The sequence below is a fragment of the Lutimonas sp. genome (assembly GCF_051011215.1).
In the GTDB taxonomy this organism is placed as follows: Bacteria; Bacteroidota; Bacteroidia; order Flavobacteriales; family Flavobacteriaceae; genus Lutimonas.
Genome location: NZ_JBPCUJ010000133.1, coordinates 1 through 26,051, shown reverse-complemented (window position 1 = coordinate 26,051; position 26,051 = coordinate 1). Strand labels below are relative to the sequence as shown.

At 38.0% G+C, this 26,051-nt stretch carries 18 protein-coding genes; 9 read left to right on the top strand and 9 right to left on the bottom strand.

Annotated features, from left to right (window positions below; genetic code table 11):
• Positions 1–4 precede the first annotated feature (4 nt).
• The 5 genes from ACR2MV_RS13090 to trkA form a co-directional block, all read right to left on the bottom strand.
• Entirely contained in the window at positions 5–721 is a 717-nt protein-coding gene (locus ACR2MV_RS13090; protein ID WP_434022370.1) for a class I SAM-dependent methyltransferase, read from the bottom strand.
• A 154-nt stretch (positions 722–875) separates the two neighbouring features.
• A complete protein-coding gene (locus tag ACR2MV_RS13085) occupies positions 876–2,813 on the bottom strand; it encodes a CocE/NonD family hydrolase (RefSeq protein WP_434022368.1) in 1,938 nt (645 codons plus the stop codon).
• 85 nt (positions 2,814–2,898) lie between these two features.
• On the bottom strand, positions 2,899–6,333 hold the full coding sequence (locus ACR2MV_RS13080; RefSeq protein WP_434022367.1) for a methylmalonyl-CoA mutase family protein: 3,435 nt from the start codon (positions 6,331–6,333) through the stop codon (positions 2,899–2,901).
• Positions 6,334–6,442: 109 nt separating this feature from the next.
• Positions 6,443–7,954, bottom strand: coding sequence for a TrkH family potassium uptake protein (locus tag ACR2MV_RS13075; protein ID WP_434022365.1), 1,512 nt, complete (start codon positions 7,952–7,954; stop codon positions 6,443–6,445).
• 7 nt (positions 7,955–7,961) lie between these two features.
• Positions 7,962–9,311 (bottom strand): Trk system potassium transporter TrkA, encoded by a 1,350-nt coding sequence (gene trkA, locus ACR2MV_RS13070; protein WP_434022364.1) that lies wholly within the window; start codon positions 9,309–9,311, stop codon positions 7,962–7,964.
• A 139-nt stretch (positions 9,312–9,450) separates the two neighbouring features.
• Between trkA and radC the strand changes: the two genes are divergently transcribed.
• From radC to ACR2MV_RS13030, 8 genes are all read left to right on the top strand, one after another.
• Positions 9,451–10,128, top strand: a complete 678-nt coding sequence (gene radC, locus ACR2MV_RS13065) for a RadC family protein (protein WP_434022363.1) — start codon at positions 9,451–9,453, stop codon at positions 10,126–10,128.
• A 164-nt stretch (positions 10,129–10,292) separates the two neighbouring features.
• Positions 10,293–11,552 (top strand): polysaccharide deacetylase family protein, encoded by a 1,260-nt coding sequence (locus tag ACR2MV_RS13060; protein ID WP_434022362.1) that lies wholly within the window; start codon positions 10,293–10,295, stop codon positions 11,550–11,552.
• An 18-nt stretch (positions 11,553–11,570) separates the two neighbouring features.
• Positions 11,571–12,434: a hypothetical protein gene (locus ACR2MV_RS13055; protein WP_434022361.1), complete on the top strand. Its 864-nt coding sequence runs from the start codon at positions 11,571–11,573 to the stop codon at positions 12,432–12,434.
• 2 nt (positions 12,435–12,436) lie between these two features.
• Complete coding sequence (locus tag ACR2MV_RS13050) at positions 12,437–13,633, top strand: glycosyltransferase family 4 protein (RefSeq protein WP_434022360.1); 1,197 nt, start codon at positions 12,437–12,439, stop codon at positions 13,631–13,633.
• Positions 13,620–15,065: a lipopolysaccharide biosynthesis protein gene (locus ACR2MV_RS13045; RefSeq protein WP_434022359.1), complete on the top strand. Its 1,446-nt coding sequence runs from the start codon at positions 13,620–13,622 to the stop codon at positions 15,063–15,065. The genes ACR2MV_RS13050 and ACR2MV_RS13045 overlap by 14 nt, the downstream gene beginning before the upstream one ends.
• 6 nt (positions 15,066–15,071) lie before the next feature.
• Positions 15,072–15,752, top strand: coding sequence for a YjjG family noncanonical pyrimidine nucleotidase (locus ACR2MV_RS13040; protein ID WP_434022358.1), 681 nt, complete (start codon positions 15,072–15,074; stop codon positions 15,750–15,752).
• Between the two features lie 79 nt (positions 15,753–15,831).
• A complete protein-coding gene (locus ACR2MV_RS13035) occupies positions 15,832–17,262 on the top strand; it encodes a DUF5723 family protein (RefSeq protein WP_434022357.1) in 1,431 nt (476 codons plus the stop codon).
• A gap of 7 nt (positions 17,263–17,269) precedes the next feature.
• A complete protein-coding gene (locus ACR2MV_RS13030) occupies positions 17,270–18,247 on the top strand; it encodes a hypothetical protein (protein WP_434022356.1) in 978 nt (325 codons plus the stop codon).
• Between the two features lie 8 nt (positions 18,248–18,255).
• Here the strand turns inward: ACR2MV_RS13030 and ACR2MV_RS13025 are convergent, their stop codons facing one another.
• Positions 18,256–19,530 carry a replication-associated recombination protein A gene (locus tag ACR2MV_RS13025; protein ID WP_434022355.1) on the bottom strand — a complete coding sequence of 425 codons (1,275 nt, stop codon included), beginning with the start codon at positions 19,528–19,530 and terminating at the stop codon, positions 18,256–18,258.
• A 121-nt stretch (positions 19,531–19,651) separates the two neighbouring features.
• Here ACR2MV_RS13025 and ACR2MV_RS13020 point away from each other — a divergent pair, with 121 nt between their 5' ends.
• Entirely contained in the window at positions 19,652–20,326 is a 675-nt protein-coding gene (locus tag ACR2MV_RS13020; protein WP_434022354.1) for a rhomboid family intramembrane serine protease, read from the top strand.
• A gap of 10 nt (positions 20,327–20,336) precedes the next feature.
• Here the strand turns inward: ACR2MV_RS13020 and rlmB are convergent, their stop codons facing one another.
• From rlmB to ACR2MV_RS13005, 3 genes are all read right to left on the bottom strand, one after another.
• Positions 20,337–21,080 carry a 23S rRNA (guanosine(2251)-2'-O)-methyltransferase RlmB gene (rlmB, locus tag ACR2MV_RS13015; RefSeq protein WP_434022353.1) on the bottom strand — a complete coding sequence of 248 codons (744 nt, stop codon included), beginning with the start codon at positions 21,078–21,080 and terminating at the stop codon, positions 20,337–20,339.
• Between the two features lie 134 nt (positions 21,081–21,214).
• Positions 21,215–22,669, bottom strand: a complete 1,455-nt coding sequence (locus tag ACR2MV_RS13010) for a SusD/RagB family nutrient-binding outer membrane lipoprotein (RefSeq protein ID WP_434022389.1) — start codon at positions 22,667–22,669, stop codon at positions 21,215–21,217.
• Positions 22,670–22,689: 20 nt separating this feature from the next.
• Positions 22,690–25,920 (bottom strand): SusC/RagA family TonB-linked outer membrane protein, encoded by a 3,231-nt coding sequence (locus ACR2MV_RS13005; RefSeq protein WP_434022352.1) that lies wholly within the window; start codon positions 25,918–25,920, stop codon positions 22,690–22,692.
• Between the last annotated feature and the right edge of the window lie 131 nt (positions 25,921–26,051).

Sequence of the window (26,051 nt, the reverse complement as noted above, 5' to 3'; positions counted from 1 at the left end):
TTGCCTATTCGAGGCTCAATCTGGCGAGGTAATCATAATGAACTCCATCGCAGATCTTTTCGCAGGAAAACCCGGCTTGGGTTGCATACGCTGCTAACCTGGAATAATCCATATAGAGCCAGTTGAATTCGTGACCTTTTTGTTTTTTATACGTAAAATGGAAGGTAACCTCTCCGTAATACTTGCCTTCGGTCGGAACATCGTATGAGCCATTTTCATCTTGAAACATATAAATGATGTCGGAAGAATCAATCAGAATCTGACCACCAGGATGTAACAGCGACTTGAGGTGAATCAAAAAACCAGGTAAATTATCCAAAGTCCCACAAATTCCTATTCCGTTCATTAAAGAAATGATACTGTCATATTTTTCATCTTTTAGCAACCAAATATCTTGTTGACAGGCCTTTTTGATCCCTCTGAATTTACAGGCTCCGATAGCTCCTTTTGAAATATCAATGGACCTGACGTCGAAGTTTTTTTCCTGCAGGTATAAAGAGTGACTGCCAGCGCCGCAACCAACATCCAATATTTTACCTTGGCATAGCTGTAGTGCCTTTTGCTCCAATTCAGGCATTTCCTCAAAGGACCTGAAGAGATGTGTTAAGGGTAATTCATCCTGCCCTGCGACAGATGAAAAGGTATTCAAAACTTCTTTTTTTCCTTTCAAATAATCGAGAATGGCTTTTCCGTATATATCATCAATAGTTCCTTTTGACATCGGATTTTATTACTTCATTAAGGTTTTAAATCGTTTATAATTCTCTAAGAATGATGCTTCTAAATTGATATAAATAATTACAAAAACACAAAGACTATGGCTTTGAGGTATTGATTCTTATATCAGGAATGTTCTATGAATCCTTTTTATTCAGCTAGTTTAAGATAGTAAATTCTATGGCTGAATCAGAGTATACGGAATGCGTCTGGGTTTTAAAATCGCTTTCCTCTGCTTTAAAGATGTTTGGAACAAAGGTTTGAGGGTTTAAATCAATCAAAGGAAACCAGGTGCTCTGTACTTGAACCTGAAGTTTGTGTCCTTTCTTAAAAGTATGAAATACATCCTGTAATTTTATATTTACAGGCGTTTTTTGACTAGGAACAAAGGGTTCAGGTCTTGAAAAACTGTTTCTGAATTTTCCTCTCATCACTTCGCTTCGCACCATTAAATGATAATTACTCATTTTAAGGTGATCCTGAAGATCTTCATTGTTATTCTCTAATTCCGCCGGATGAACATCAACTACTTTTACGATCCAGTCTGCATCCGTACCAGTTGTGGAAACCTGCAATTTCGCAAGGATATCGCCGGCCAAGGTAAGGTCTTCTGCTAAAACCTCTGTTTCATAGACCAATACATCGGGTCTTCTGGCTGCAAATCGTTGATCATCCGTCATGTATTTTCTTGGAGTGAACACCGTTTTAATATCTTCAGAATAGGGGACGGGTCTTTTGATGTCACTAATGAAGGAATTTTTGGACACTGGAGCCTGATTGCTTGATAGCAATTGGTCTGCATGCAGGTAAAACTCTTTTTTTGAAGTATTCGAAGGTGGCCATGTCTCATATTTTTTCCAGCTTTTTTTACCTGTATCATACACATAGGCCTCAGGGAGCCCTGAATTGTGATCTCCGTCATTTTTAAGAAAATGCTCGAAAAAAGGAGTTTCTATATTTTTTTGGTAAAAGTTCGAAATCGAATCCCCGAAATAATAGTTACCCACCGCATTTTTAATTTTGGTTCTCGCCCAATCTCCATGCGACCATGGCCCAAACACCATGGTGTTATAATTTTCAGGATTATGAGCTTCAATGGTTTTATAGGTTTCTAAAGGACCATAAAGGTCTTCCGCATCAAACCATCCTCCCACAACCATTGTGGCGACACTGGGTTTTATGTTTTTTAAATGCTGAATGATTCCTTTTTTTTGCCATACACTGTCATAATTTGGGTGGTCAATGAGTTCCTGCCAGAAAAAGTCATCCACCAGATCTTTTTTTCTTAATCCGGGCTGGTCAACATTCTCATATTGAAAGTATGTATTGAGGTTGCTCAAAGGGCCTGCATCCAGAAAAAACTGGTATTGATCTTCTGTTTTTAGATCTGGTGTTTTATACCAGGCCGTGTCAATGGGCTGATCCTTGGGTGTTCCAAAAACAGCAGTAGCCCGGAAATAACTCAATAAATAGGCTCCATTGTGGTGGAAATCGTCAAAAAAGAAGTCACCAATACATGCTTGAGGTGAAGCAGCTTTAAGTGCCGGATGCGCATCTATGGCGGAATACGTTGCATAAAACCCTGGATACGAAATACCCCAGGTTCCAACATTGCCATTATTATTGTCGATATTTTTTACCAGCCAGTCAATGCTGTCATAGGTATCTGTGCTTTCGTCAATTTCCTGATTTGTTTTTTTATTCGGTATATAGGCTCTCATGTTATCATAGGTTCCTTCACTCATCCATCGGCCTCTTACATCCTGATAAACCACAATATAACCATCCTTCATCATGTATTCATTGGGGCCTATGGCGGAGGGGAATTCGTTCTCTCCATAAGGTCTGCAACTGTACGGTGTTCTTTTTAAAAGGATAGGGTAGGGCTTTGTTGCATCCTTGGGACTGTATATGGTCGTATGCAGCTTCACACCATCCCGCATTTCAATCGTAACTTCCTTTTTGTTAAAATGATCTTTTACATAGCTGCTCTTGGCCAATTCGTCGGCCGTGTTATTTTGACTGGTGTCTTTGCAGGATGCAATAGTGACTAAGCTAAGTACCAGCAGTACCAGCATAAGAAGCGGTTTTTTCATGGAGTTTTTAATTATGCAGGTAAAACTACAATAATAATGCAACTTTAAAAACAGTTGAAAGCATGGAGGAATCAACCGAAAATAATTACATATTGCGCCTGTATTGACCACCAACTTCGAACAGGGCTTCAGTGATCTGTCCCAAGGTACACACTTTGGTCGCCTCCATCAACTGCTCAAAGATATTTTCATTTTCAATAGCAGACTTTTTTAAAGTGGTAATTTGGTTTTCGACTTCTTCCTTATTCGCTGTATGCAGGTTTTCAATAACACTGATCTGGTATTTTTTTTCAGTCTCGGTTGCCCTGATGACTTCCTGAGGCAACACCGTTGGAGAACCCTTGCTGTTCAGAAAAGTATTTACACCAATGATTTCTATTTGGCCATTGTGTTTTAATTCTTCGTAATAAAGACTTTCTTCCTGTATTTTTGAACGTTGATACATGGTTTCCATGGCCCCTAAAACACCACCTCTTTCAGTAATTTTATCAAATTCTGCATAGACAGCTTCTTCCACCAAATCGGTCAACTCTTCTATGATAAAAGAACCTTGTAAAGGATTTTCATTTTTTGCCAGACCCAGTTCTTTATTGATGATCAATTGAATGGCCATGGCTCTTCTTACCGACTCTTCAGTAGGGGTTGTAATGGCTTCATCATAGGCGTTGGTATGAAGGGAGTTGCAGTTATCATAAATGGCATAGAGTGCCTGTAAAGTGGTTCGGATATCGTTAAAATCTATCTCTTGTGCGTGCAAAGACCTACCGGAAGTCTGAATATGGTATTTCAGCATCTGTGCTCTTGCATTGGCCCCATATTTCAACTTCATGGCCTTGGCCCAGATTCTCCTGGCAACGCGTCCTATTACGGCGTATTCAGGATCTGTTCCGTTGGAAAAGAAAAATGACAGGTTCGGCCCAAATTTATTGATGTCCATTCCTCGGCTCAAATAATATTCCACATAGGTAAATCCATTGGACAGGGTAAATGCCAGTTGAGAAATCGGATTTGCTCCGGCTTCGGCAATATGGTAGCCAGAAATAGACACTGAATAGAAATTTCTAATCGCGTTATCCGTAAAATATTCCTGTACATCTCCCATCATTTTCAGGGCAAATTCAGTGGAAAAGATACAGGTGTTTTGTGCCTGGTCCTCTTTTAGAATATCAGCCTGAACCGTACCTCGAACCTTGGATAAGGTATCTTTCTTTATGGCCGCATAAATTTCCTGCGGTAAAACTTCATTACCACTAACCCCAAGAAGCATCAGTCCCAGACCATTATTTCCCTCCGGAAGATCTCCCTGATATTGTGGTCTTTGAACGCCTTTTTTCTCGTAGATCTTTTTAATTTTTGATTCTACCTCTTTTTCCAGTTTGTTGGCAGCAATATATTTTTCACATTCCTGATCGATAGCAGTATTCATAAAGAAGCCCAATAACATCGGAGCCGGCCCGTTGATGGTCATTGAAACCGACGTCAATGGATTGGTCAGTTCAAATCCTGAGTATAATTTTTTGGCATCATCCAGGCAACAGATGGAAACACCTGCATTCCCGATTTTTCCGTAGATGTCTGGTCTGTGATCCGGGTCATTCCCATAGAGAGTCACCGAATCAAAAGCAGTTGACAATCTTTTAGCAGGGGCGTTAAGACTTACATAATGAAACCTGCGATTTGTCCTTTCAGGACCTCCTTCACCGGCAAACATTCTTGTAGGGTCTTCACCTGTTCGCTTAAACGGATAAATTCCTGCCGTAAAAGGGAATTCACCAGGAAGGTTTTCTTGTAAAATCCATAGGAGCAAATCACCCCATGCCTCGTATTTTGGCAATGAAATTTTTGGTATTTTCAGGTGTGAAAGGGACGTGGCATGTGTTTTTATTTCAATGGTCCTGTCTCTTACCTTAAACTTAAAGATAGCATCTTTATAGGCTTGTTTTTTTGTTTGGAAACCTATGATGTGTTCCCAGTTATGGGGACTCAGGTTCATTTTGGTCTTTGTGAATTCCTGTATGAGATATTCAATCAAAGGGTTGGTTTCCTCGCCTGTTTCCGTCTTGGTCTGCGTTTTTTTCAGACCATTCGCATCAACTATAAATCCATCGTCGGAAATATTTTGAAGGGTGAGGAATAACCCATACAGTTTTTGAGCAATAGCACTTTGATCTTTTGACCAGCTGTCATAATTGCTGTTTGTATCGGAAATTTCTGATAGATAACGAACCCTTTTAGGGGGGATGATGAATTGCTTTTCACTGACGTCAGCACTTGATTTCATGGAAGAAAGGAAAGAATTTTCTGTTATTTCATCCAGTTTGTCAATAATGTTTTTGTATAAATTATTGGTTCCGGGGTCATTGAATTGTGAAGCAATCGTGCCAAATACGGGCATATTTTCAACGGGTTCTTCCCATAATTGCTGATTTCGCTGAAATTGTTTTTTTACATCTCTTAAAGCGTCGAGACCTCCTTTTTTATCAAACTTATTGAGCGCAATCAAATTTGCAAAATCAAGCATGTCGATTTTTTCTAATTGGGTTGCTGCCCCATATTCCGGAGTCATTACATAAAGAGATAGATCAGAATGGTCAAGAATTTCGGTATCCGACTGACCAATACCTGAAGTTTCTAAAATGATAAGGTCAAAAGAGGCAGCTTTTAATATGTTGACTGCTTCATTCACATGCTTGGAAAGAGCAAGGTTAGACTGACGCGTGGCCAGAGAACGCATATAAACCCTGTTGTTATTGACAGAATTCATTCTAATTCTGTCGCCCAATAAAGCACCTCCGGTTTTTCTTTTTGAAGGATCCACCGAAACAATACCAATATTTTTGTCATTGAAATCAGACAGAAACCTTCTTACCAGTTCATCGACCAAAGATGATTTTCCTGCCCCGCCTGTACCGGTAATTCCTAAAACAGGGGTTTTATGTTTAGGACTGCCAATTTCTTTGAATTTTTTTTCAAAAGCAGCTGGTTGATTTTCAGCCAGGGATATCAACCTCGCTATAACCGGGCTTTGGTTTTTTTGAAGATCCCTGTTTAAATCCGCTGTAATATCAGGTAGGGTAGAGGGGTCAAAATCACATTTTTCAATCATATCATTGATCATACCCTGAAGTCCCATTTGCCTTCCATCATCAGGTGAGTAAATTCGTGTGATGCCATAGGCCATCAATTCTTCGATTTCCTTTGGTAAGATCACGCCTCCGCCTCCGCCGAATATGCGAATATGAGCGCCCCCTTTTTCTTGTAATAAATCATACATGTATTTGAAGTACTCATTATGACCGCCCTGATAGGAGGTCATAGCGATGGCATTGGCATCTTCCTGGATCGCGGTATTGACAACCTCTTCAACACTTCTGTCATGCCCTAAATGAATCACTTCTACCCCGGTTGCCTGAATAATTCGACGCATAATATTAATCGCTGCATCATGCCCGTCAAAGAGAGAGGCGGCAGTAACGATACGAATTTTATGTTTTGGGATATATGGTTTGGCAATCTTCATAGATATATAATTTCTTGGGTGCAAGTTACTGATTTTAGAAAATAAATAGGGTTCCAATTTTTTATCAAATTGAAAGATTCAAAAAAAAGTATACGAATAGATATAAGACTTAACTGTTTCTCCAAAAATATGGAGTAAAAATTATTAATACTGTAAATAATTCAAGTCTTCCGAAAAGCATGAGGAGTGCAGACCACCACTTTCCAAAAGGCGGTAAACTCGCATAATTATTAACCGGGCTAAGATCTCCTAATGCCGGACCGACGTTGCCTAAGGAAGAGGCAGCAGCACCTACCGAAGTCATAAAGTCGATTCCCATAAAACTAAAAACAAGAGAACCAATCACAAAGATGATCAGATAGAGGATAAAGAAGGCCATGATATTAAAAACAATTCCTCTGGTAACCGTTTTTTTATTGTAACGCACAGGAACAATTCCGTTGGGATGTAAACTTCTTTTGAATTCTAAAAAACCGTTTTTGATCATGATAATATGCCGCATGTATTTAACACCACCGGCGGTTGAACCTGCCGATGCACCTAAAAACATCATTATAAAAAACATCACCGTTAAAAAAGGAGTCCAGATGGTAAAATCAGCTGAGACAAAACCTGTGGTAGTGATGACGGCCAGTACCTGAAATAAAGCATGTCTGAAGGAACTTTCAACAGGGCCAAATATTTGTGGATGGGCAATGGCCTGAATAGCTGTGGGCTCTATGGAAACATTGGCATAGAAATAGATAACCAAAGAGGCTACTACTGTGAGAACTATAATGCTTCCAAAATAATACCTGAATTCTTCGTTTTTTCGATATTTGGAGAAGTCTCCTTTTACGGCATAATAACTCAAAACAAAATTTGTTCCCGCGACAAACATAAAGAAACTTATGATGTACTGAATTAAAGGTTGGTCATTCCAAAAGGCGATACTGGCATTCTTTGTAGAAAATCCACCGGTGGATAAGGTGCTCATGGCATGATTAATAGCATCAAAGTAACCCATACCTGCTAATTTTAATAAAATAGCTTCGCTGAGTGTCAAACCAAAATATAAGAACCATAAACGTTTGGCCGTGTCTGTTATTCTCGGGTGTAATTTATCCGCAGAGGGACCTGGGGCCTCAGCTGCAAACATTTGCATTCCTCCAATACCCAGTAAGGGAAGAATGGCAATCGCAAGTACAATGATTCCCATACCTCCAATCCAATGTGTTGTACTTCTCCAGAACAGAATGCTCCGAGGCATGATTTCAATATCATTCATAATTGATGCACCCGTGGTGGTATATCCAGACATGGTTTCAAAAAAAGCATCGGTAAAAGAAGGAATAGCACCTGAAAGAATATAGGGGAGTGCTCCGGATAACGACATGGTCACCCAACCCAGGGTTACTACGAGGTATCCTTCACGTTTTTTAATTTTTTTCTCAAAGCCTTTTGTAATGAACCTTAAAATAAGACCTACCAAAATTGTGATACCCCCGGCTAAGAATATGCCTTGAGTTACTCCATCGTCAAAATACCAGCTAACCAACCCTGAAATAAGCATAAAACCTCCGTTGAACAGCAGCAGGATACCCATCAGTTGAAGTATGATCTTAAAATTGAATTTTTTCATTTAGGGATCAATTAAAGAATTTCTCAACTTTTGAAATAGTTTTTGGAAAACAGCATACCACCACTTTGTCATTTTCCTGAATCTGGAAATCTCCCAAAGGAATCATCCCGGTGTTGTTTCTGATGACTCCTCCAATGATGGCATTTCTTGGGAATTTAAGATCCTTGATACTTTTTTTAGTGATTTTGGAATTTTTAGGAGCATTGAATTCTAGAATTTCTGCATTTACATCATTTAAGATGGTCATCTCTAAGACATCACCTTTTCTGATATATCTAAAAATACTATTTGCCGCCAGCAGTTTTTTATTGATCAAGGTATCGATCCCGATATTTTTACTCAAACTAAAATAATCAACGTTTTGTACCAAGGCTACGGTTCTTTCCACACCTTTGGATTTGGCCACCAGGCAGGACATGATATTTGTTTCTGACCTTCCTGTTACCGCCACGACGGCATCCATTTCAGATACATTTTCCTCCTCGAGTAATTCTACATCACGGCCGTCTCCATAAATAATCAGCGCATTCGGTAATTCATCAGCCAACTCAATCGCTCTTTTTTTCTTGTATTCGATGAGTTTTATGTTTAGATTTTTGCCACAAAGGTCTCTCGCGGTCTTCGCCCCGATTTTACTTCCTCCCAGAATCAGCACATTTTTGATCGGCTTATTTTTAACAGCAGATAGTCTGTTGAGTTCTTCAACCCCTTTTTCCAGTGTGATAAAATACAACTGATCGCCTTCTTCAAAAACCGTGTTTCCTCTTGGAATAATTGTTTCAGCAGAATTTTTTCTTTTGATCGCCACCGGCATGAAGTTGATGCCTGCGTAAATTCCGGCAGCATCCATAACAGTTTTTCCCACGAAAGGCGCCGATTTTCTGATGGTCATGGCGACCATGGTCAACTTACCTTCTTCAAATTCATGAGTTTCATTGAAGGTTGCTTTTTCCAGCAGCAATTTGATCTCATTTGTGGCTAATTCTTCAGTGGAAATCAATTCATCGATACCTAATTCGGAAAAGTCGATGGAATTTTTTTTGTCCGTGAATTCCGAATTGCTGATTCTTGCAATGGTTTTTTTAGCGCCAAGTTTTTTAGAAATCACACAGGCTGTAATATTCGTGGTCTCAGAAGAGGTTACAGCAATAAATAAGTCGGAGTGTTCAATATTGGCATCTTTTAGTGCTTGAATAGAAGTGGCATCTTCCTGCAAGGTCTTGATATCAAGTTTGGAATCGGCATACAGCAACCTGTCTTTGTCTTTATCGATAAGAATGATCTCATGCGATTCATAGGAAAGCAGCTTAGACAAGTGAAATCCTACTTCGCCGGCCCCTGCAATAATTATTTTCATTTTAATCCAATTGATTGAACATTTCTGTAAAATGAATGAACAGTTAGACTCTCACCTTACTGGAATACAAAGGTATTATTTTTCTTTTATATCTATGGGTTGATCCTCCTACTAATAAATCAACTAAGGATAAAAGGAAATGATTATCAAAGAATGGGAGACTGAAGAGCAACCAAGAGAAAAACTATTTTTAAAAGGCAGCGGTGCACTGTCAGATGCCGAATTACTAGCGATTATAATTGGCTCTGGCAGTCATAATGAAACCGCGCTGATGATTTCGAGAAGAATTCTCAGAAAAGCAGCAGACAATTTGAACAACCTGTCAAAACTAGGTGTCAATGAGCTCAAAAAATTCAAAGGCATCGGAAAGGTAAAGGCCCTAACCATACTTGCGGCTATGGAATTGGGAAAGCGGCAACTATATAGAAAGAAAGTGGAACAGGAAAAGCTGTCTAGCTCTATTACCGTGTATGAGATCATGCAACCTGTGTTGGGCAGCCTTGAACACGAAGAGTTTTGGGTTTTGTTACTTAATAATGCCAATACATTGAAATACAAGTGGTGTTTGAGTATGGGAGGAATTACGGCGACCTTGGTCGATATACGTCTGATTTTTAAAAAAGCACTTGAATTTGGGGCCACCAGTATCATTCTTTGCCATAATCATCCCTCAGGAAATCTGGTGCCGAGTAGCTCCGATATTTCTTTAACAAATAAGGTTGTCAAAGCAGGTGGCCTACTGGATATAAAGGTGCTTGATCATGTCATTATTACGGAGGCCTCATTTTATAGTTTTGCCGATCAGGGCAAACTCTGAGATAGGCTCAAAGAGAGAAAAACAACAATGACTGGATTTGAAAAAGAGATTTTATAATACGCTTTTTATAGTTTACATTTGGTTTGTCAAACGAACCAACTATGCTCTTAGTTTATACCCACAAAATAACCCCGCGTTTAACATATATTTTTAGACATATATTTGTGCGTACGCTTTCTATCGAAGTTGGTTTTACCAATAAGATAGAAGAGTTTATAGGTCATGACGGACCAAAATTTTCCTATACCAAACAGGCCTTGGGTAGTGAGTTGTTCGTGAAGAGTAATGACCTGTTGTTTAATCAGGGAATCGATTATCTGGATATCACTGTGGTGAAATGGGATGATGACCCCTGTTTTTTTCAAACAAATTTTTCCGCCGAAGTCCCTTGCGACATTTTTGCCGCAAGTTTTTACCTGTTGAGCAGGTATGAAGAATACCTGCCTCATGTAAAGGATCAATATGAACGGTTTCCGGCTTCTGAGAGCTTGGCTTATCAGCATAAATTTCTTGACAGACCTGTAATTGATGTGTGGGCTTATAAATTCAGAGAAATTCTTAGCAGGCATTTTGAAAGTTTTGGAGAGGAGATTCGAGAGAGCAACAGAAAGTTCAATTATATATCAACCATTGATATTGATAATGCCTACCAATACAAACACAAAGGATTTACCAGAAGTGTAGGTGGAATTCTTAAGGATTTGATTCATTTTAATATTCAGAATATCTGGATGCGTTTTCTGGTTGTATTTAATATACGAAGAGATCCTTACGATATGTATAAACGTTTGTTAATGATGAAGAAGAAATACGGTATCAAAACGATATTCTTCTTTTTACTTGGTGATTACAGCACGTTCGATAAAAACATTTCGCCTGGAAATACAAGCTATAAATTGTTAATCAAGAATATTGCAGACTATGCAGAAGTGGGAGTTCACCCTTCTTATTTTAGTATGAAAAATGAACTCAAAATTAAAAAGGAAAAAGAAATACTGGAAGGCATTGTTAATTTCCCAATTAAACGATCGCGTCAGCACTATTTGCGCATTGAAGTTCCGGAAACCTATCAGCATTTGGTAGACCTCGAGATTTCAGAGGAATTTTCAATGGGCTATGCTTCCCATTATGGATTTAGAGCCAGTACCTGTACACCTTTCTATTTTTATGATTTGGATTTTGAAATTCAGACGCCTTTAAAAGTATTTCCTTTTGCAGCTATGGATGCAACCTTAAAGGATTATTTGAATTTCACACCCAAGAAAGCCTTTAATACCATGATGAGATTGGCAAAAGAAGTGAGAAAGGTGGATGGCACCTTTATTACTATTTTTCATAACGAATCGGTAGGTGGATCCGGCAGATGGAGAGGCTGGGGAAGGGTCTATGAAAGCTTGCTAGTAGAGCTGAGTAAGGTTTTATGACTTAGCTAAAAAAGAATAATGATCAGGTTTGTTGTAGCGAAAGATATTGACAGAATCAAATATGACCGATGTATAAATAATTCAATCGGCCATAGAATCTATGCGACAAGCTGGTATTTGGATTGTACCTGTGATCGATGGGATCTGATTGTAAAAGGAGACTATGAAGTAGTGATGCCGCTTCCCAATCGAAAAAAATATGGCATTCCTTATGTGTATATGCCCGCCTGGATTCAACAATTGGGTCTGTTCAGTTCAGAAGAAATTACGGAGGATTTAATCGACAGTTTTATAGCAACCATTCCCAGAAAAATTCAATGGATCGACTACCAGTTCAATTCTATGAACAAATTTTCCGGGAACAATATCAGTTTTAGAAAGAACTATCTGCTGCCTATGGATGAAGCTTTTGAGGCAATCATTCAGAAATCCAATAAAAACCGTAAGCGAATCTTCAAAAAAGGATTTGGAGATTGTGTTCTTGATAAGCAGGGTGACAGTGAAGTATTTTTGACTCATTATAAAACCATGCAAAAATCTTTTTCACTTTCTAATACAGCTATTGATAATTTGAGGAATCTATGTGAATCAAAAAACAGGCATGTGCAGGTGTGGAATGTATTTAAAGAAGGTGCGTTTGTCGGAGGATTGATTTGGCTGAAAGATATGCATAGGATTACGTATTTAGTCCCTTTTGCTGATGAGCTTGGTAAGAAAATGGACATACCTTCCTATATCATTTATGAACTAATACAAGAATTTCAGCAACAGAAATTGGTATTGGACTTCGAGGGATCCATGTTGCCTGGAGTGGAAAAATTTTACCAAAGTTTTGGAGCTGAACCCGAGGTATATAGTTATTTCAGAAAAAGACCATTTTGAGTATGTCAGGAAAGTCTATTATTTGTTATTTGGCTGATCGTCATGACCTCTATGACGATAGGATTTATTGGAAAATGGCAGTACCTATGGTCGGCAGAGGGTTTGAAGTTCATTACCTGCTGATAGGTCCAAAGGATGAACAGGGTATCAGCAATGAAGGAGTTCATTATACCATGTTTAAGTTGAAAACTTTTGCTCAGAATAGATTTGTCAATTTCTTTTTGAAAAGACTTAACCCGAAGAATAATTACAGGCGAATGTTTGATCAGGCCAAATTATTAGAGGCAGACATTTATCATTTTCATGATTTATGGATTAACAGGCTCGGACCAAAGTTTAAGAAGTTGAGCCATAAACCTGTGGTCATTTATGATGCGAGAGAGCCTTATGCTGAAGATTATAGATCCTATGTAAAAAGTAGCGTACCCTTGGTGGTAGCAACTTTTGCTTCCTGGGTAGATCGTTGGGAGAAAAAACGGGCATCAAACTATGATTTGGTCATCGCCAATGAAGACAATGTAAGGGTGAATTTTGCACATCATATCGGGGAAGAGAAGTCGATCGTACTTTATAATTATGCGGATACTATTATCGCTGCAAAGGATCATGATTTAAAACAGAAGAAGTACGATCTGATCTACTGTGGAGCTGTCAGCGAAATAAGGGGAGCCATTGAGATGGTCAAGGGCATTCAAAAGGCATCGGATGATCTACCTGATATAAAAGCTATTTTTATAGGGAATTATTATCCTAAATCCTTTAAAGAAGAACTGCAACAAATGATTGATAAGCATGGCCTTAAGGAGCAGATAGAACTTCATGATGCGGTTCCTTATACAAAAGTTGGGGGATTTTATGCCCAGAGCAAAATTGGGTTGGTTTTGTTGAAAAAAGTAGAGACATTTGAGTTGAGCATGCCAATTAAGCTGTTTGAATATATGGCTCATGGACTGCCAATTATTGCCAGTAATTTTGGTCACATGAAAACCTATATTGAAAAGGATGCCTGCGGAGTAACCGTTGATCCAACGAATGATGAAGAGGTAGCTTCCGCAATAGTCAAGTTGTTAACTGACAAGGATTTATTTTCACAATTAAGTGATATGGGCCGGTCCGCGGCTCAGACAAAATATAGATGGGAAATAGAATTTGAGAAATTAGTGGGTCATTATAAAACAAAACTAGATGCAAGAGGGTAAGTTTTTAGATGCTCATGTCTTTAAAAAGGACTTTCTATGGTATTTTTTAGGTTCCTCGGTTCCTATGATCCTTGGTTTTATAAAGACCCCGATTTTTACGCGGCATTTTGACAAAGCTTCTTTTGGTGAACTTGGTATTGTGAGCATCACCTATACCTTTTTGGGAATGATTTTCTTTTCGTGGATCAGTTCCTGTCTTTGGCGTTATTATGCGAAGTACAGGGAAGAAGGAGCACTTGTAGGTCTTTACAGTAATCTTGCCACCTTGTTTTTGATCTCCTGCTTTTTTTTGAGTTTTTTTACTGTTGGCTGGTTTGTTCGTTCTGAAAATGAATTAGTGAAAGATTTAATTCTGTTTTCTTTTCTTCAACTTGTTTTTAACCAGTTGTTTATGGGATACATGGTGGTTGTAAGGCTCAATGGTAAATCTGGATATTATACCATGTTTCATGGTATAAAGTCAGTGCTTGGATTCCTTCTTGCCTTACTATTAGTATTCCATTATCAGCAAAGTATTGTTGCTTTGGTAAGCAGTTTGGCCGTCATTGATCTGGCTGCTATGTTAGTGCTTGCTTATTTAAATCCAGCCGGAATATCTCTTGCAATAAAGGAGGTTAGAATCGTTGTTATTAAACAATTGCTGACCTATGGAGGTGCTGGACTTATTTTAAATATTAGTTTATTAAGCATTGCCTATAGTGATCGGTATATTATAGCCTGGTATTACAAACTCGAAGAAGTTGGGATCTATGATCAGGTGTCGAAGATTGCCCAATTATCAGTATTGGCCTTAATTACCGTTTATTTTAACACGATAAATCCAAGACTTTTGAGGAGGTTGGAAACAGATTTTAAAGCAGCAGAAGAAGAGCTGTCTGTTTATATGTATCCATTTTTGTTGATCGGTGTTCCCATTGTTTTTTATTTGTCTCTGTTCTCGGAAGAACTTGCAACGGTCTTATTAGGACCCGCTTTCAGAGAAGCATATCTGATCATGCCCTTTATTTTTGCAGCCACCTTTCTGCATGGCCTCTCTAATTTTTTTGAACTGAGGTTGAAATTTTCGAACCAACTGACAAGGCTGGGGCTAATAGCGCTGCTTACAGCAGGTTTAAATGTACTGTTAAACCTGTTACTGGTGGGTAGTTTTGGCTATGAATGGGCAGCTCGGTCTACCTTGATTTCCTATGTTTTTATGTTGATACTGTTGTTAACTACAGATAGTTTTATTCGTAAATTACCTTATAAATGGATAGGAGAAATCAGTAAGATTATCGGTGTTTTACTGCTGCAATTTCTTCTTTACAAAACAGTTATTTATATTACAAATCTTCAACTATTGGGCAGAATCAGTATTGGCCTGCTCTTTTTGTCAATGTATTTCATTATTTTTAAAAATTCTATAACCTCATTGAAACTTCCGAATAATTAACAGCCTATGGCCATTAAACATATTTTTTTCGATCTTGACCATACTTTATGGGATTTTGAAAGCAATTCAAAAAAAACCTTTTCTCATATTTTTGATAGAAATAATCTCAGTATTGATTTTGATAAATTTATTGAGGTATACAAGCCTATCAACCATCAGTATTGGAAGCTTTTCAGAGAGGATAAGGTAAGTAAAGCGGAATTGCGTTACGGACGATTGCAACAGACGTTTAAATCGATTGATTTTTCCTATAATGATGACTTAATTCACCTGTTATCTGAGGAGTATATTACTTATTTGGCAGATCATAATGACTTGTTTGATAATGCTATACCGGTATTGGATTATCTGGCTGCCAAATACAAAATGCACATTATTACAAATGGTTTTGAGGAAGTGCAAAACAGGAAACTAAAAAACTCCAAGTTGTTACCTTATTTTGATGAAGTGATCACTTCGGAGAAAGTGGGTGTTAAAAAACCGAACCCAAAGATTTTTAAATACGCCATGGACCTGACAAATGCCGTAAGCAATGAAAGTATGATGATAGGCGATAATTTTGAAGCAGACATTTTAGGTGCCAAGAATATGGGAATGCATGTGATATTCTGCAAGTTTAATGGGGAATCGGCAACTGAAGAAGTTAACAGTGTTGAGAACCTGATTGAATTGAAAAATTTTTTGTAGTACAGTTCAAATCAATCATTTGGGAAAATAACTGTATATTTAGCCATCGTTGTGAACAAGATTGCTAGATTTTCCCCTCATGATCAAAACATACTGTACATACTTAACATTGTTCTTGTTATGCACAAGTGCTATGGCCCAGAACATGCAGATTTTATACGGTTTTGATCAATTACCTCAGACTTTGATGTTGAATCCCGGAGCGGTTGTCGATTATGAAAGACACATAGGTGTACCTTTATTATCAAATGTCTATGCCGTGGCAGGTGCTTCGAACAGGGATGTAACTTATAATAATTTAACGGAGGGAACAGATAGTTCAGGAGATGTCATTAGAAATTTGCATGATTTAGGGTTGAAGGACAGTGAAGTCTTTCTTTTTCATCAACAGATCGAACTTCTCAATGCGGGATTTCGTTTGAATAATCCGACGTATTATCTAAGTTTTGGCATGTACCAGCATACCGATGGTTTTTCAAGTTATCCCGAGGATTTTGGTGACTTGTTTTTTTATGGAGATGATCAGGACCAGAATGGTGTGCCTGAATTTGGAGAAGAATATACTGCGGACCATGTGAATACTGTATTTGAACTGGTGGGTGTGTTTCATGTTGGAATCAGTAAAAAAGTGAATGAAAAATTGAATATAGGTGGAAGACTTAAGCTCTTATCAGGCTCTTTAGGTCTTGAAACTTCTGATAATTCAGGAACTTATTATTTAGGACTGGATCCCTTGTCAAGTGAACCTTTTATTCATAATTATGAGGATATCAGGGTGAGGCTAAATACCTCGGGTATTTTGGATCCCTTTGATCTGAGTAATGATGTAGGCTCCACAGCAGAATTAATAGCAGGCTTATTTTTTGTGAACGGGAATCTTGGAGCAGCTGTGGATCTGGGATTTAACTATCAGCATACCGATGAATTGAGTTTTTCAGGAAGTTTACTGGATCTTGGTGCGCTGTCATTTCAACATAAATTAACAACGATTGATTTTGAAGATGCTGAAATCGCTTCAGACGAGTATTATAATCCCACTGGAAATGAGTTAGACTATTGGAGGGCTAAATATTTATCGGATGAATTGCCGATGACAACGGATGAAATTGGTTTTTCTTATTTTCGATCTCCCAAGCTCAATGCCGCTTTTAGGTATGACAGGAAAAGAAAGGTGAAACAGGATCCTCAGGCTTTTAGAAATGTCAGAGCAGATTTGTCGAGTGATTATTTGTTGAGCACTTTTGGAATGCAGGTTTTTACCGAATTTAGACCAAAATACCCCTTATGGGCTGTCACTGGGTTTTATTCAAGAGAATTGAACAAATATATATCCATCAAAGCCACGTATACCGTAGATAAATTTTCTTATTATAATATTGGTTTTGGTTTTTCCACACATATAAAAAGTTTTAATTTTTATGCGACCGCGGATAATTTAGTAGCTTTGGCATCTTTGAAAGACAGTAATTATCAGTCAGTCCAGTTTGGAATGAACTTTATTTTTAAATAAACAAAAAATGATGTTAAAGCGCTTTTCTCTTTTTTTAATGATCTTCCTATTCATTGGAAATATGTATGCTCAAAGTGAGTTGAATCCTTATAAATATATCATTGTCCCCAAACAATATGATTTCTTAAAGAAAGAGAATCAATACAGGCTTAATTCTTACACGAAGCATCTGTTTGCTGAAGAAGGATATCAGGTTTTTTATGATGATGCCAGTTTCCCGGAGGATCTTATTACCGATCCTTGTCTCGGACTCAGAGCGAATGTTCTTAATAATTCCAGTGCTTTTACGACAAAAATATTTCTGGTGTTGGATAATTGTGCGGGTGAAGAGGTCTTTCGAAGTTTGGAAGGAAAAAGTAAAGTCAAGGAATTGGACAAGACTTATATCGATGCCTTAAAGAAAAGTTTTGTTTCAATTGAGGCCTTAAATTACGTGTATGATCCAACGATTGCTGATAGAGCCTCAGACATAAATGATAATGCTGCGTCAAGTGGAGCCGTGACTGCTGTGGCAGCTACAACGGTTGTAAATCAAGAGAAGCAAGAGAGCGAACCTAAGGAGGCAGTTATAGAAAGCCCTGATACCCAGTCTAAAGTATCTGAGAAACCGATACCCGCAGCGGCTGTAGTCGTGCCTGTTGCTGCTGAGGAAAAGAAGGTGGAGGAAACACCAGAAGCTGATACTGTAAAGAACGAAAGTGTTGCCAGAGCTTTTCAGAATGAAAATATTTCTTTTTTGTTGTTGGATCAGGGAGCTCAATTGCAGGCTTTTGTCAGTCAAAGTAAAAACAACAATTACAAGCCGGGAGAATTGATAGGAACGTTTAAAAAATCCTCCTTGCCAAATGTGTTTAAGGTTTCCTGGAAGAAACCAATGGATGGAGTGGAAGAGACCACGGCTTATTTTGATGATGTGGGAAATTTAAGAGTTGATGTGTATCAGGACGGGACTCTAAAAACACTGACATTTACCGAGCTAAAATAAGCGATGTATCAATAGTCGTATTTAGATTTCCAACGCTTTTTTAAAAATTCTCTGAACTGATTTTCGCGCGGGTTGTTCCCTGGCTCATAAAATTTTTGATGCGCTAATTCATCTGGTAAAAACTCTTGCTCCGCAAAGTTTAGTGGAAAGTCATGCGAATATTTATAGTCTTTTCCATAATCCAGTTCTCTCATTAACTTGGTTGGTGCGTTTCGAAGGTGCAAAGGAATAGAAAGGTCTCCGGTTGATTTTACTGCTTGCTGGGCTTTATTGATGGCTATATAGGAGGCATTACTCTTGGTAGAATTGGCCAGGTAAACCGCACATTGACTTAAAATGATTCTGCTCTCAGGATTGCCGACAACAGATACTGCCTGAAAGGTGTTATTGGCGAGAATCAAAGCCGTTGGGTTGGCGTTCCCAATATCTTCAGAGGCGAGAATCAATAATCTTCTGGCGATAAATTTGACATCTTCACCTCCTTCAATCATTCTGGCCAGCCAATAGACAGCTGCATTGGGATCACTACCTCTGATTGATTTTATAAAGGCAGAAATGATATCATAATGCTGTTCACCGGTTTTGTCATAGCGAACCGTATTTTTTTGAACCTTGCTCAACACCAGTTCATTGGTGATTTTTATGGGAGCAGTTTGAGAATTGACGACCAACTCAAATATATTCAATAGTTTTCTCGCGTCGCCTCCTGAGAGTTGCAGCAAGGCTTCTGTTTCAATCAGTTCAACAGATTTTTGAGAAATATAGCTGTCTTTATCAATAGCGCGTTTTAATAGAGAAATCAGATCGTTTTTATCAAATGCATTTAGGATATAAATCTGACATCTTGATAAGAGGGCGGGAATTACTTCGAAACTTGGGTTTTCAGTAGTAGCACCTATCAGCGTTACCCAGCCTTTCTCAACAGCTCCTAATAGAGAATCCTGTTGTGATTTACTAAAACGGTGTATTTCATCAATAAAAAGAATGGGGTTTTTCGCAGTAAACAATCCTCCCGAAGATTTTGCCTTTTCAATGATTTCTCTTACTTCTTTAACTCCGGAATTGATCGCGCTTAAAGAATAAAAAGGTCTGCCGGATTGTGTAGCAATGATGTTGGCCAGCGTCGTTTTACCGGTTCCTGGCGGACCCCATAAAATCAATGATGGAATCAATCCATTTTGAATATGAGCAGTGAGGGCACCATTCTTGCCGACCAAGTGTTGCTGACTCACGTAATCTTCCAAAGTATGCGGCCTTATTCTTTCTGCCAAGGGTTGATTCATCCTGTAAAAGTAAACTAAAAACTTACATGATTAAAGTCTTGCCAATGATTTTCTATGTAGATGAACACGACCGGATTAATTAGAGGATTATTGTATTTTAGCTTTTTAGAGCTTTCAGTTCATGAGTCAAAAAGAATTTAAATTTGCGCCCTGGATCTTGGCGGTACCATTGTATTTGGTGATTTTTATCTGGTTCGTCTATTGGTTTGAAGTAAAGCAGGGTTTTAACTTTAATACCTATGGAATTCATCCCAGACATCTTTTGGGATTAAGGGGTATCTTTCTTTCGCCTTTTATTCACGGTGATGTTAAACATCTCTATCATAATTCAGCTCCATTGTTTGTCTTGCTTTTCAGCCTGTTTTATTTTTACAGAGAAATTGCCTGGAAGGTTCTTTTTTATGGGGCTTTTCTGACTGGGTTACTCACCTGGATCATTGGAAGAAATTCCTATCATATTGGTGCCAGTGGAATCATTTATATGCTCTTTAGTTTTATTTTTTTAAGCGGTGTGCTTCGAAAAAATTACAGGCTTGTTGCCGTTTCGTTGATGGTTATTTTTTTATATGGAAGTATGGTTTGGTATGTGCTGCCCGTAAAGGAAAGTATTTCCTGGGAGGGTCACTTGTCTGGTTTGCTTATTGGAATTGTTTTTGCAATTTTTTACAGGAGTTCAGGACCTCAAAAATTTCAGTATGATTGGGAGAAAGAAAATTATGAACCAGATGAATTTGATCAGTTATTCGAAGAACGAGAAACTCAAGCTGAATCTGGAGAAAAGAATCAAATGAATTAAAAGAATAAGACTATTTTAAGCCTCTCTGACGAACAATCTCATAAAGAGTAGCGCCACATGCCACAGAGACATTTAATGATTCTATATCACCCAATAATGGAAGTTTCCCTTTGTGATCTGAATTCTTTAAAACAGAATTCGAAATACCTTTGTCTTCTGATCCCATGATAACAGCAGTAGGCCCAGCATAGTCTAAGTCGTAAATGGATGTGTGGGTCTTTTCCGTAACAGAAACAATCTGAATACCATGAGCTTTTAACTGATAAACGGCGTCTAAGATGTGATTTACTTTACAAATGGAAAGTTTAAAGGCAGCACCGGCAGACGTTTTAATAGCGTCGGCATTTATCGGGGCATTTCCATGAGAAGGAAGGATCACAGTATCAACACCTGTGCATTCTGCGGTTCGCAGCATCGCACCTAAATTTCTCACATCACTAATTTGGTCAAACAGCAAGAAAAGGGGAGCGGCGGCAAGATCTATTTCCTCTAAAACGCTATCCAGATCTTGATAGGTAATGGAAGATATTTTGGCAACAGCTCCTTGATGATTTTGAAATTTTGAAAGCTTATTGAGTTTTTCGATCGGGACGTAACTATACGATATATTATTGTCATTGATCTTATGTTGCAACGCTTTTGCTAAAGAGCCCTGAATCTCTTTTTGAAGGTATACTTTTTCAATTTCTTTACCAGCATCGATCGCTTCTAAAATAGCCCGTAATCCGAAGATCTTGGTTGTGTCTTTTTCCATGCTGCGAAGGTAAGATAATTTTAGAGACTAAGTGAGGTGGGAAAGTATGAGTGATTATAAAAAAAAACCATCCCGCCAGAGGCGGGATGGTATCAACATATAAAAAGTGTCTAATCTAAATTATATATTAAGTTTTAGTCAGGAGTATTTCCGTTATCGTTTCCTTTACCGTTGATATCCCAGAATACACGAGAATCTAAATTGTCACCACCTATTGCTGCAGAAGCTGCATCATAGTTGTCACCGTTAATATTAGGTTCGTCATTAGGATAGATATAACGTCTTGGCACTGGTAATAAAGATCCACCTGCAATATTCATTTTAGGATAATCTAATAATTTCCAAGAACTCCAAGATTCAAATCCATTGATCATATAAAGAGCAAGGTATTTTTGAACTCCAATTCTTTCAGCATATGTGGCTGTTCCATAAGCAACAGTTGGTTGTGCTAAATAAGCAGCAGCATCAGCATCACTTCCACCATAGAATTTGATAGAAGAAGTAACACCTTCATTATAGTAGGCTTCAGCATCAGCACCTGAAAGGATACCTTTAGCAGCAGCTTCAGCTACCAAGAACATAACTTCCGAATAAGACATTAACAAACCTGGAAGATCTGACTCCTGGAAGTAAGGACCAATATGCGTATAGTTCGCAAAAGGACTATTTACACCATAGATTCCACCTTCATAAGGAGTAATGTTATCATCCAAGAAGATAGGAGTTCTAGGGTCATTTAAAGGTACAATCAAGTCAACAAATGTGTTCGCAACGATAAAGTCAGAACGACCAGATTGAACTAAACTAGTCCATAAAGGATTCGTGTTTGGTGGACTTGCTTCAAATGGATATTCAAAGTTATCTTCGTCAGATCCAAAAACACCAGCCGAGTATGCTTCTCCAGCTTTAGCTATAGCTAAGCCTTGATCAGCATCAGCAACTCGAACAGCCATTTTCAATTTCAAAGAGTTACCAAATTTGATCCACGCGTCAGAGTCACCATTGTAGATTAAATCTGCATCAGCAAAACCTGTTCCACCAGCTTGTAAAGTAACTAAAGCTTGGTCTAAACGTCTGAATAAATCAGTGTAAATTGCTTGATCATCGTCGTACTTAGGTAAGTATGTACCATCTGCCGCTTTTAAAGCTTCAGTATAAGGAACATCTCCAAAAGTATCAACTAATATGTGCCATGTAAACACTTCTAACAACTCAATTTGTCCTAACTTGTTCGCTTTGTCTGCAGGTAAATCGTTGTTATCTGTAACAATTTGTTTAGCATCAGCCAAGTCATTCAAAATATCACGATATAAGTAAGTAAACATAGTACCACCAATATCTCTTGTTCTTAAATCATAATTAGGCTCATCCTGGTAGGTAGTAGACGCAACATTCTGCGAATAGTACTTATAGATGTTGTAATTAACACTGATACTCGTCAATCTCAAGAAGAGTGTATATTCAGCACTTGTCACTAAAAAATCTGCAGGAACTTCTGCCGGATTTTTTGTATCTACATTCCAGCCCTCAAAATCTTCACACGAAGTTGAGACAACTAAAAGTAGAACTATTAAAAATAAATTCTTCATTTTTTTCATTTTTTTCATTATTAAAAGTCTATTTTAACACTAAATCCTACGTCTCTAGTTGATGGGTAAACCCCAGACTGATAACCTTGAATATTACCAGAACTCAATCCGCCTTCTGGATCAGAATAAGGAGTGTTTTTACTGAATATGTGTAAATTTCTACCAATTGCTGTAAAAGTCATGGCTTGAATTTTTCCTCTGAATACGTCGCTGTTAAGTTTGTAAGACAAAGACATTTCTCTTAGTTTAACAAAACTAGCATCATAAACGTGTAATGCATTTGGAGCTCTTACCCAACCTAAAGCATTTGCGTAATAATCATATCTACCTCTAACAGTGTTAGGAGATCCATCAGGTGTAACACCATCAAGAACTAAACCTCCACCTTGATCAATTGGGTTACGAACTGGATTTCCAAGATCGTTATTTCCAACTGTGTTATCATTGATACCTGTACCATTTCCGTACCAAGTATCTAAAGAGAATACATTACCACCATCTTGCATGTCAATCAAGAAGCTAAAGCTTAAGTTTTTCCATGTAATTCTGTTGTTAATACCTCCTCTGAAGTTTGCCTGGTAAGAACCTAAGTTCTCAGTAGAACTAGCAGATCTTTCGTAAAAACCAGTAGTTTGGTTTACAACTTTTCCACCGTTATCAGCATAAACAAAGTCAGTACCTTGAATCATACCATAAGGCTCACCAACTGTAGCGTTGATAGAAATACCACCTTGTACACTTGCTAATAATAAGTTGTCAAGACCTGAAGGCAATGATAATACTTCACTTTGGTTTTTACTAAAGTTCAAATCAATTCTCCATTCCCAATCTTGGTTTTTCACAGGAGAACCCCAAACAGTAGCTTCAATACCTTTGTTTTGAATTTCACCAGCATTTAACCACTGACCAGTATAACCAGTAGAAGCACTAATAGTTACAGGAGTAATTAAATCTTCAGAAGTCTTGTCATATAATGAAACGTCAAGTCCTAATCTGTTTTTGAACATTGCCATTTCCAAACCTAATTCAAGTTCGTTTGAAGTCTCAGCCTGAAGATTAGCATTGTTGTTTCTACTTGGAAGAGAAGCCGTTGGCTGACCACCAGTAATGTTACCTAACGCATACGTGTTATACAATGATAAAGGTCTTGCAGTGTTACCCGTTTTAGCGTAACCAAATCTAAGTTTACCTAAAGAGATCGCATTAGAATTCAATAAACTTGACCATAAGAAACTCAATGAACCTGAATAGTAGTCATAAGAATTATTATCCTCTGGTAAGTTTGAAGAAGTATCTCTTCTGTAAGAACCTTCTAAGTAAAGTAAGTTTTTCCACCCTAAAGAAGCATTCGCATAGAAACCGTTAATTCCAGAATAGTATTCGTATTCAGTTGGAGCTAATAATGGACTAGCAGAGTTGCTCAAAGAGTATAAACGAGGAACGTTCAGTCCACCATTCGTTTGTGCTCTAATACTTGAGTATTCGATTCTGTTAATGTTCGTACCAAGTACACCGGCTAACGTAAAGTTATCCCAAGACTTGTTGAAGTTTAACATGAAATCGTAGTTGTTCTCGATAAAACGTTCGTTAAAACGAGCATATTCAGGAACATCTACAGATCCGATAGCAATTCTTTCTTCTTGGAAAGAGTTGTAGTTATCAATTGTAGCTCTACCTAAAATACTTAACCAGTCATTGATCTGGTATGTTAAAGTAACATCACCGAAAATACGATCTCTAACATCATTTTGATAGTTCTCGTAACGAGTCCAGTATGGGTTATCAGTATAAATAGGAGTTCTATTTGTTAATGGATCATTCGCATTCCAAGTAATGTTTTTTCTTGTTGCGAAATAAGCATCTTTTTGATCTTTGAAATCAACGTTAGCCTGATTCCATTGTCTCATAGACTGTAATACGTTTTGAGCATCATAACCTGTACCATAACGACCTTTACCAGCTGTGTTAGAGTAATTAGCTCTTACACTTGCCTTGAACTTGTCCGTTAAGTTTAAGCTACCATTAAATGCTATTGTATGTCTTCTAATATTTGAATTTGGTAAAATACCTGATTGGTCAAGATTTGTATAACCTAATCTGAAATCACCTTTTTCACTTGCTCCGTTAAGGTCAACACTGTTAAACATTGTAACACCCGTTGTGAAAAATGAAGTTGGATCATTTTCAGCAGCTACCCATGGAGTAGGCTGTAAGTAAGTATCCAATTCTGGATACCAAGAATCCCATTGGTATACCAAAAGGTTTTCGTCGAAGATAGCACCATAAGAAGCATCTTCAGTAGAAGCAGTTGTTAATTCTAAGACACCGTCTCCGTTAAGATCTCTCTCGAAGAAACCACCGTCTCTAGGCCCACCTGCATCATAATAGTAATCTGAATAACCAGCACCATACTCTTTTTGGTAACGGTTAAATGTATCAGGGTTAAAAGTGTTCATAGTAACAGAAGAATTGATAGTTACACCAATTGCTTTGTTCCCGTGATCTCTACCTTTTTTAGTTGTAATCAAGATAACACCATTGGCAGCTCTTGAACCGTATAGTGCAGTAGCACCACCACCTTTAAGAACGTTCACAGACTCAATATCGTCTGGGTTGATATCCTGAGCAGCATTACCGTAGTCATAACCACCACGACCAGTTGTTACATTCGAAGTGTTATTGTTAATGTTACTAATTGGAACACCATCAACAACGAATAACGCCTGGTTACTGTTAAACATCGAGGAATACCCTCTAATTACAACGTTTGTTGATCCACCTAATGTACCACTAGATTTTACATCAACACCTGAAGCCTTACCTGTCAAAGAGTTGACGAAGTTAGGATCTTTAACGGTATTGATTGCTTCTCCACTCACTTCTTGAGTCGCATAACCTAAAGATTTCTTTTCTCTTTCAATACCCAATGCAGTAACTACTACTTCATCTAAGGTATTTTCTTCAGAGACCATTGTTACGTTGATTGCGCTTTCAGCTCCAACTGTTTTTGTTACCGTAGTCATACCTACAAAACTAAAACGAAGGACGTCTCCGCTGCTAGCTTCAATAGAATAATTACCGTCAAAATCAGTCTCAGTACCTGAAGTGGTACCTTCAATCAAAACACTAACTCCTGGTAACGCTCCGGATTCATCCGACACAGTACCAGTGATAGTTCTTTCTTGTGCAAAAGAAATTTGCACTACAAACGCTAGTAAAAGCGTCATAATTCCACTTAACTTTGTTTTCATTATATAAATTATTTGAATTAATTTGAGCCAAAAATCTTAATAAAAAGTTAATATACCAAGTTTTTAACATAAAAATTTAAAAAAAAGGTTAACGCTTTGTTAAGAAGAATGGCGTTTGTACTAGTAGGATG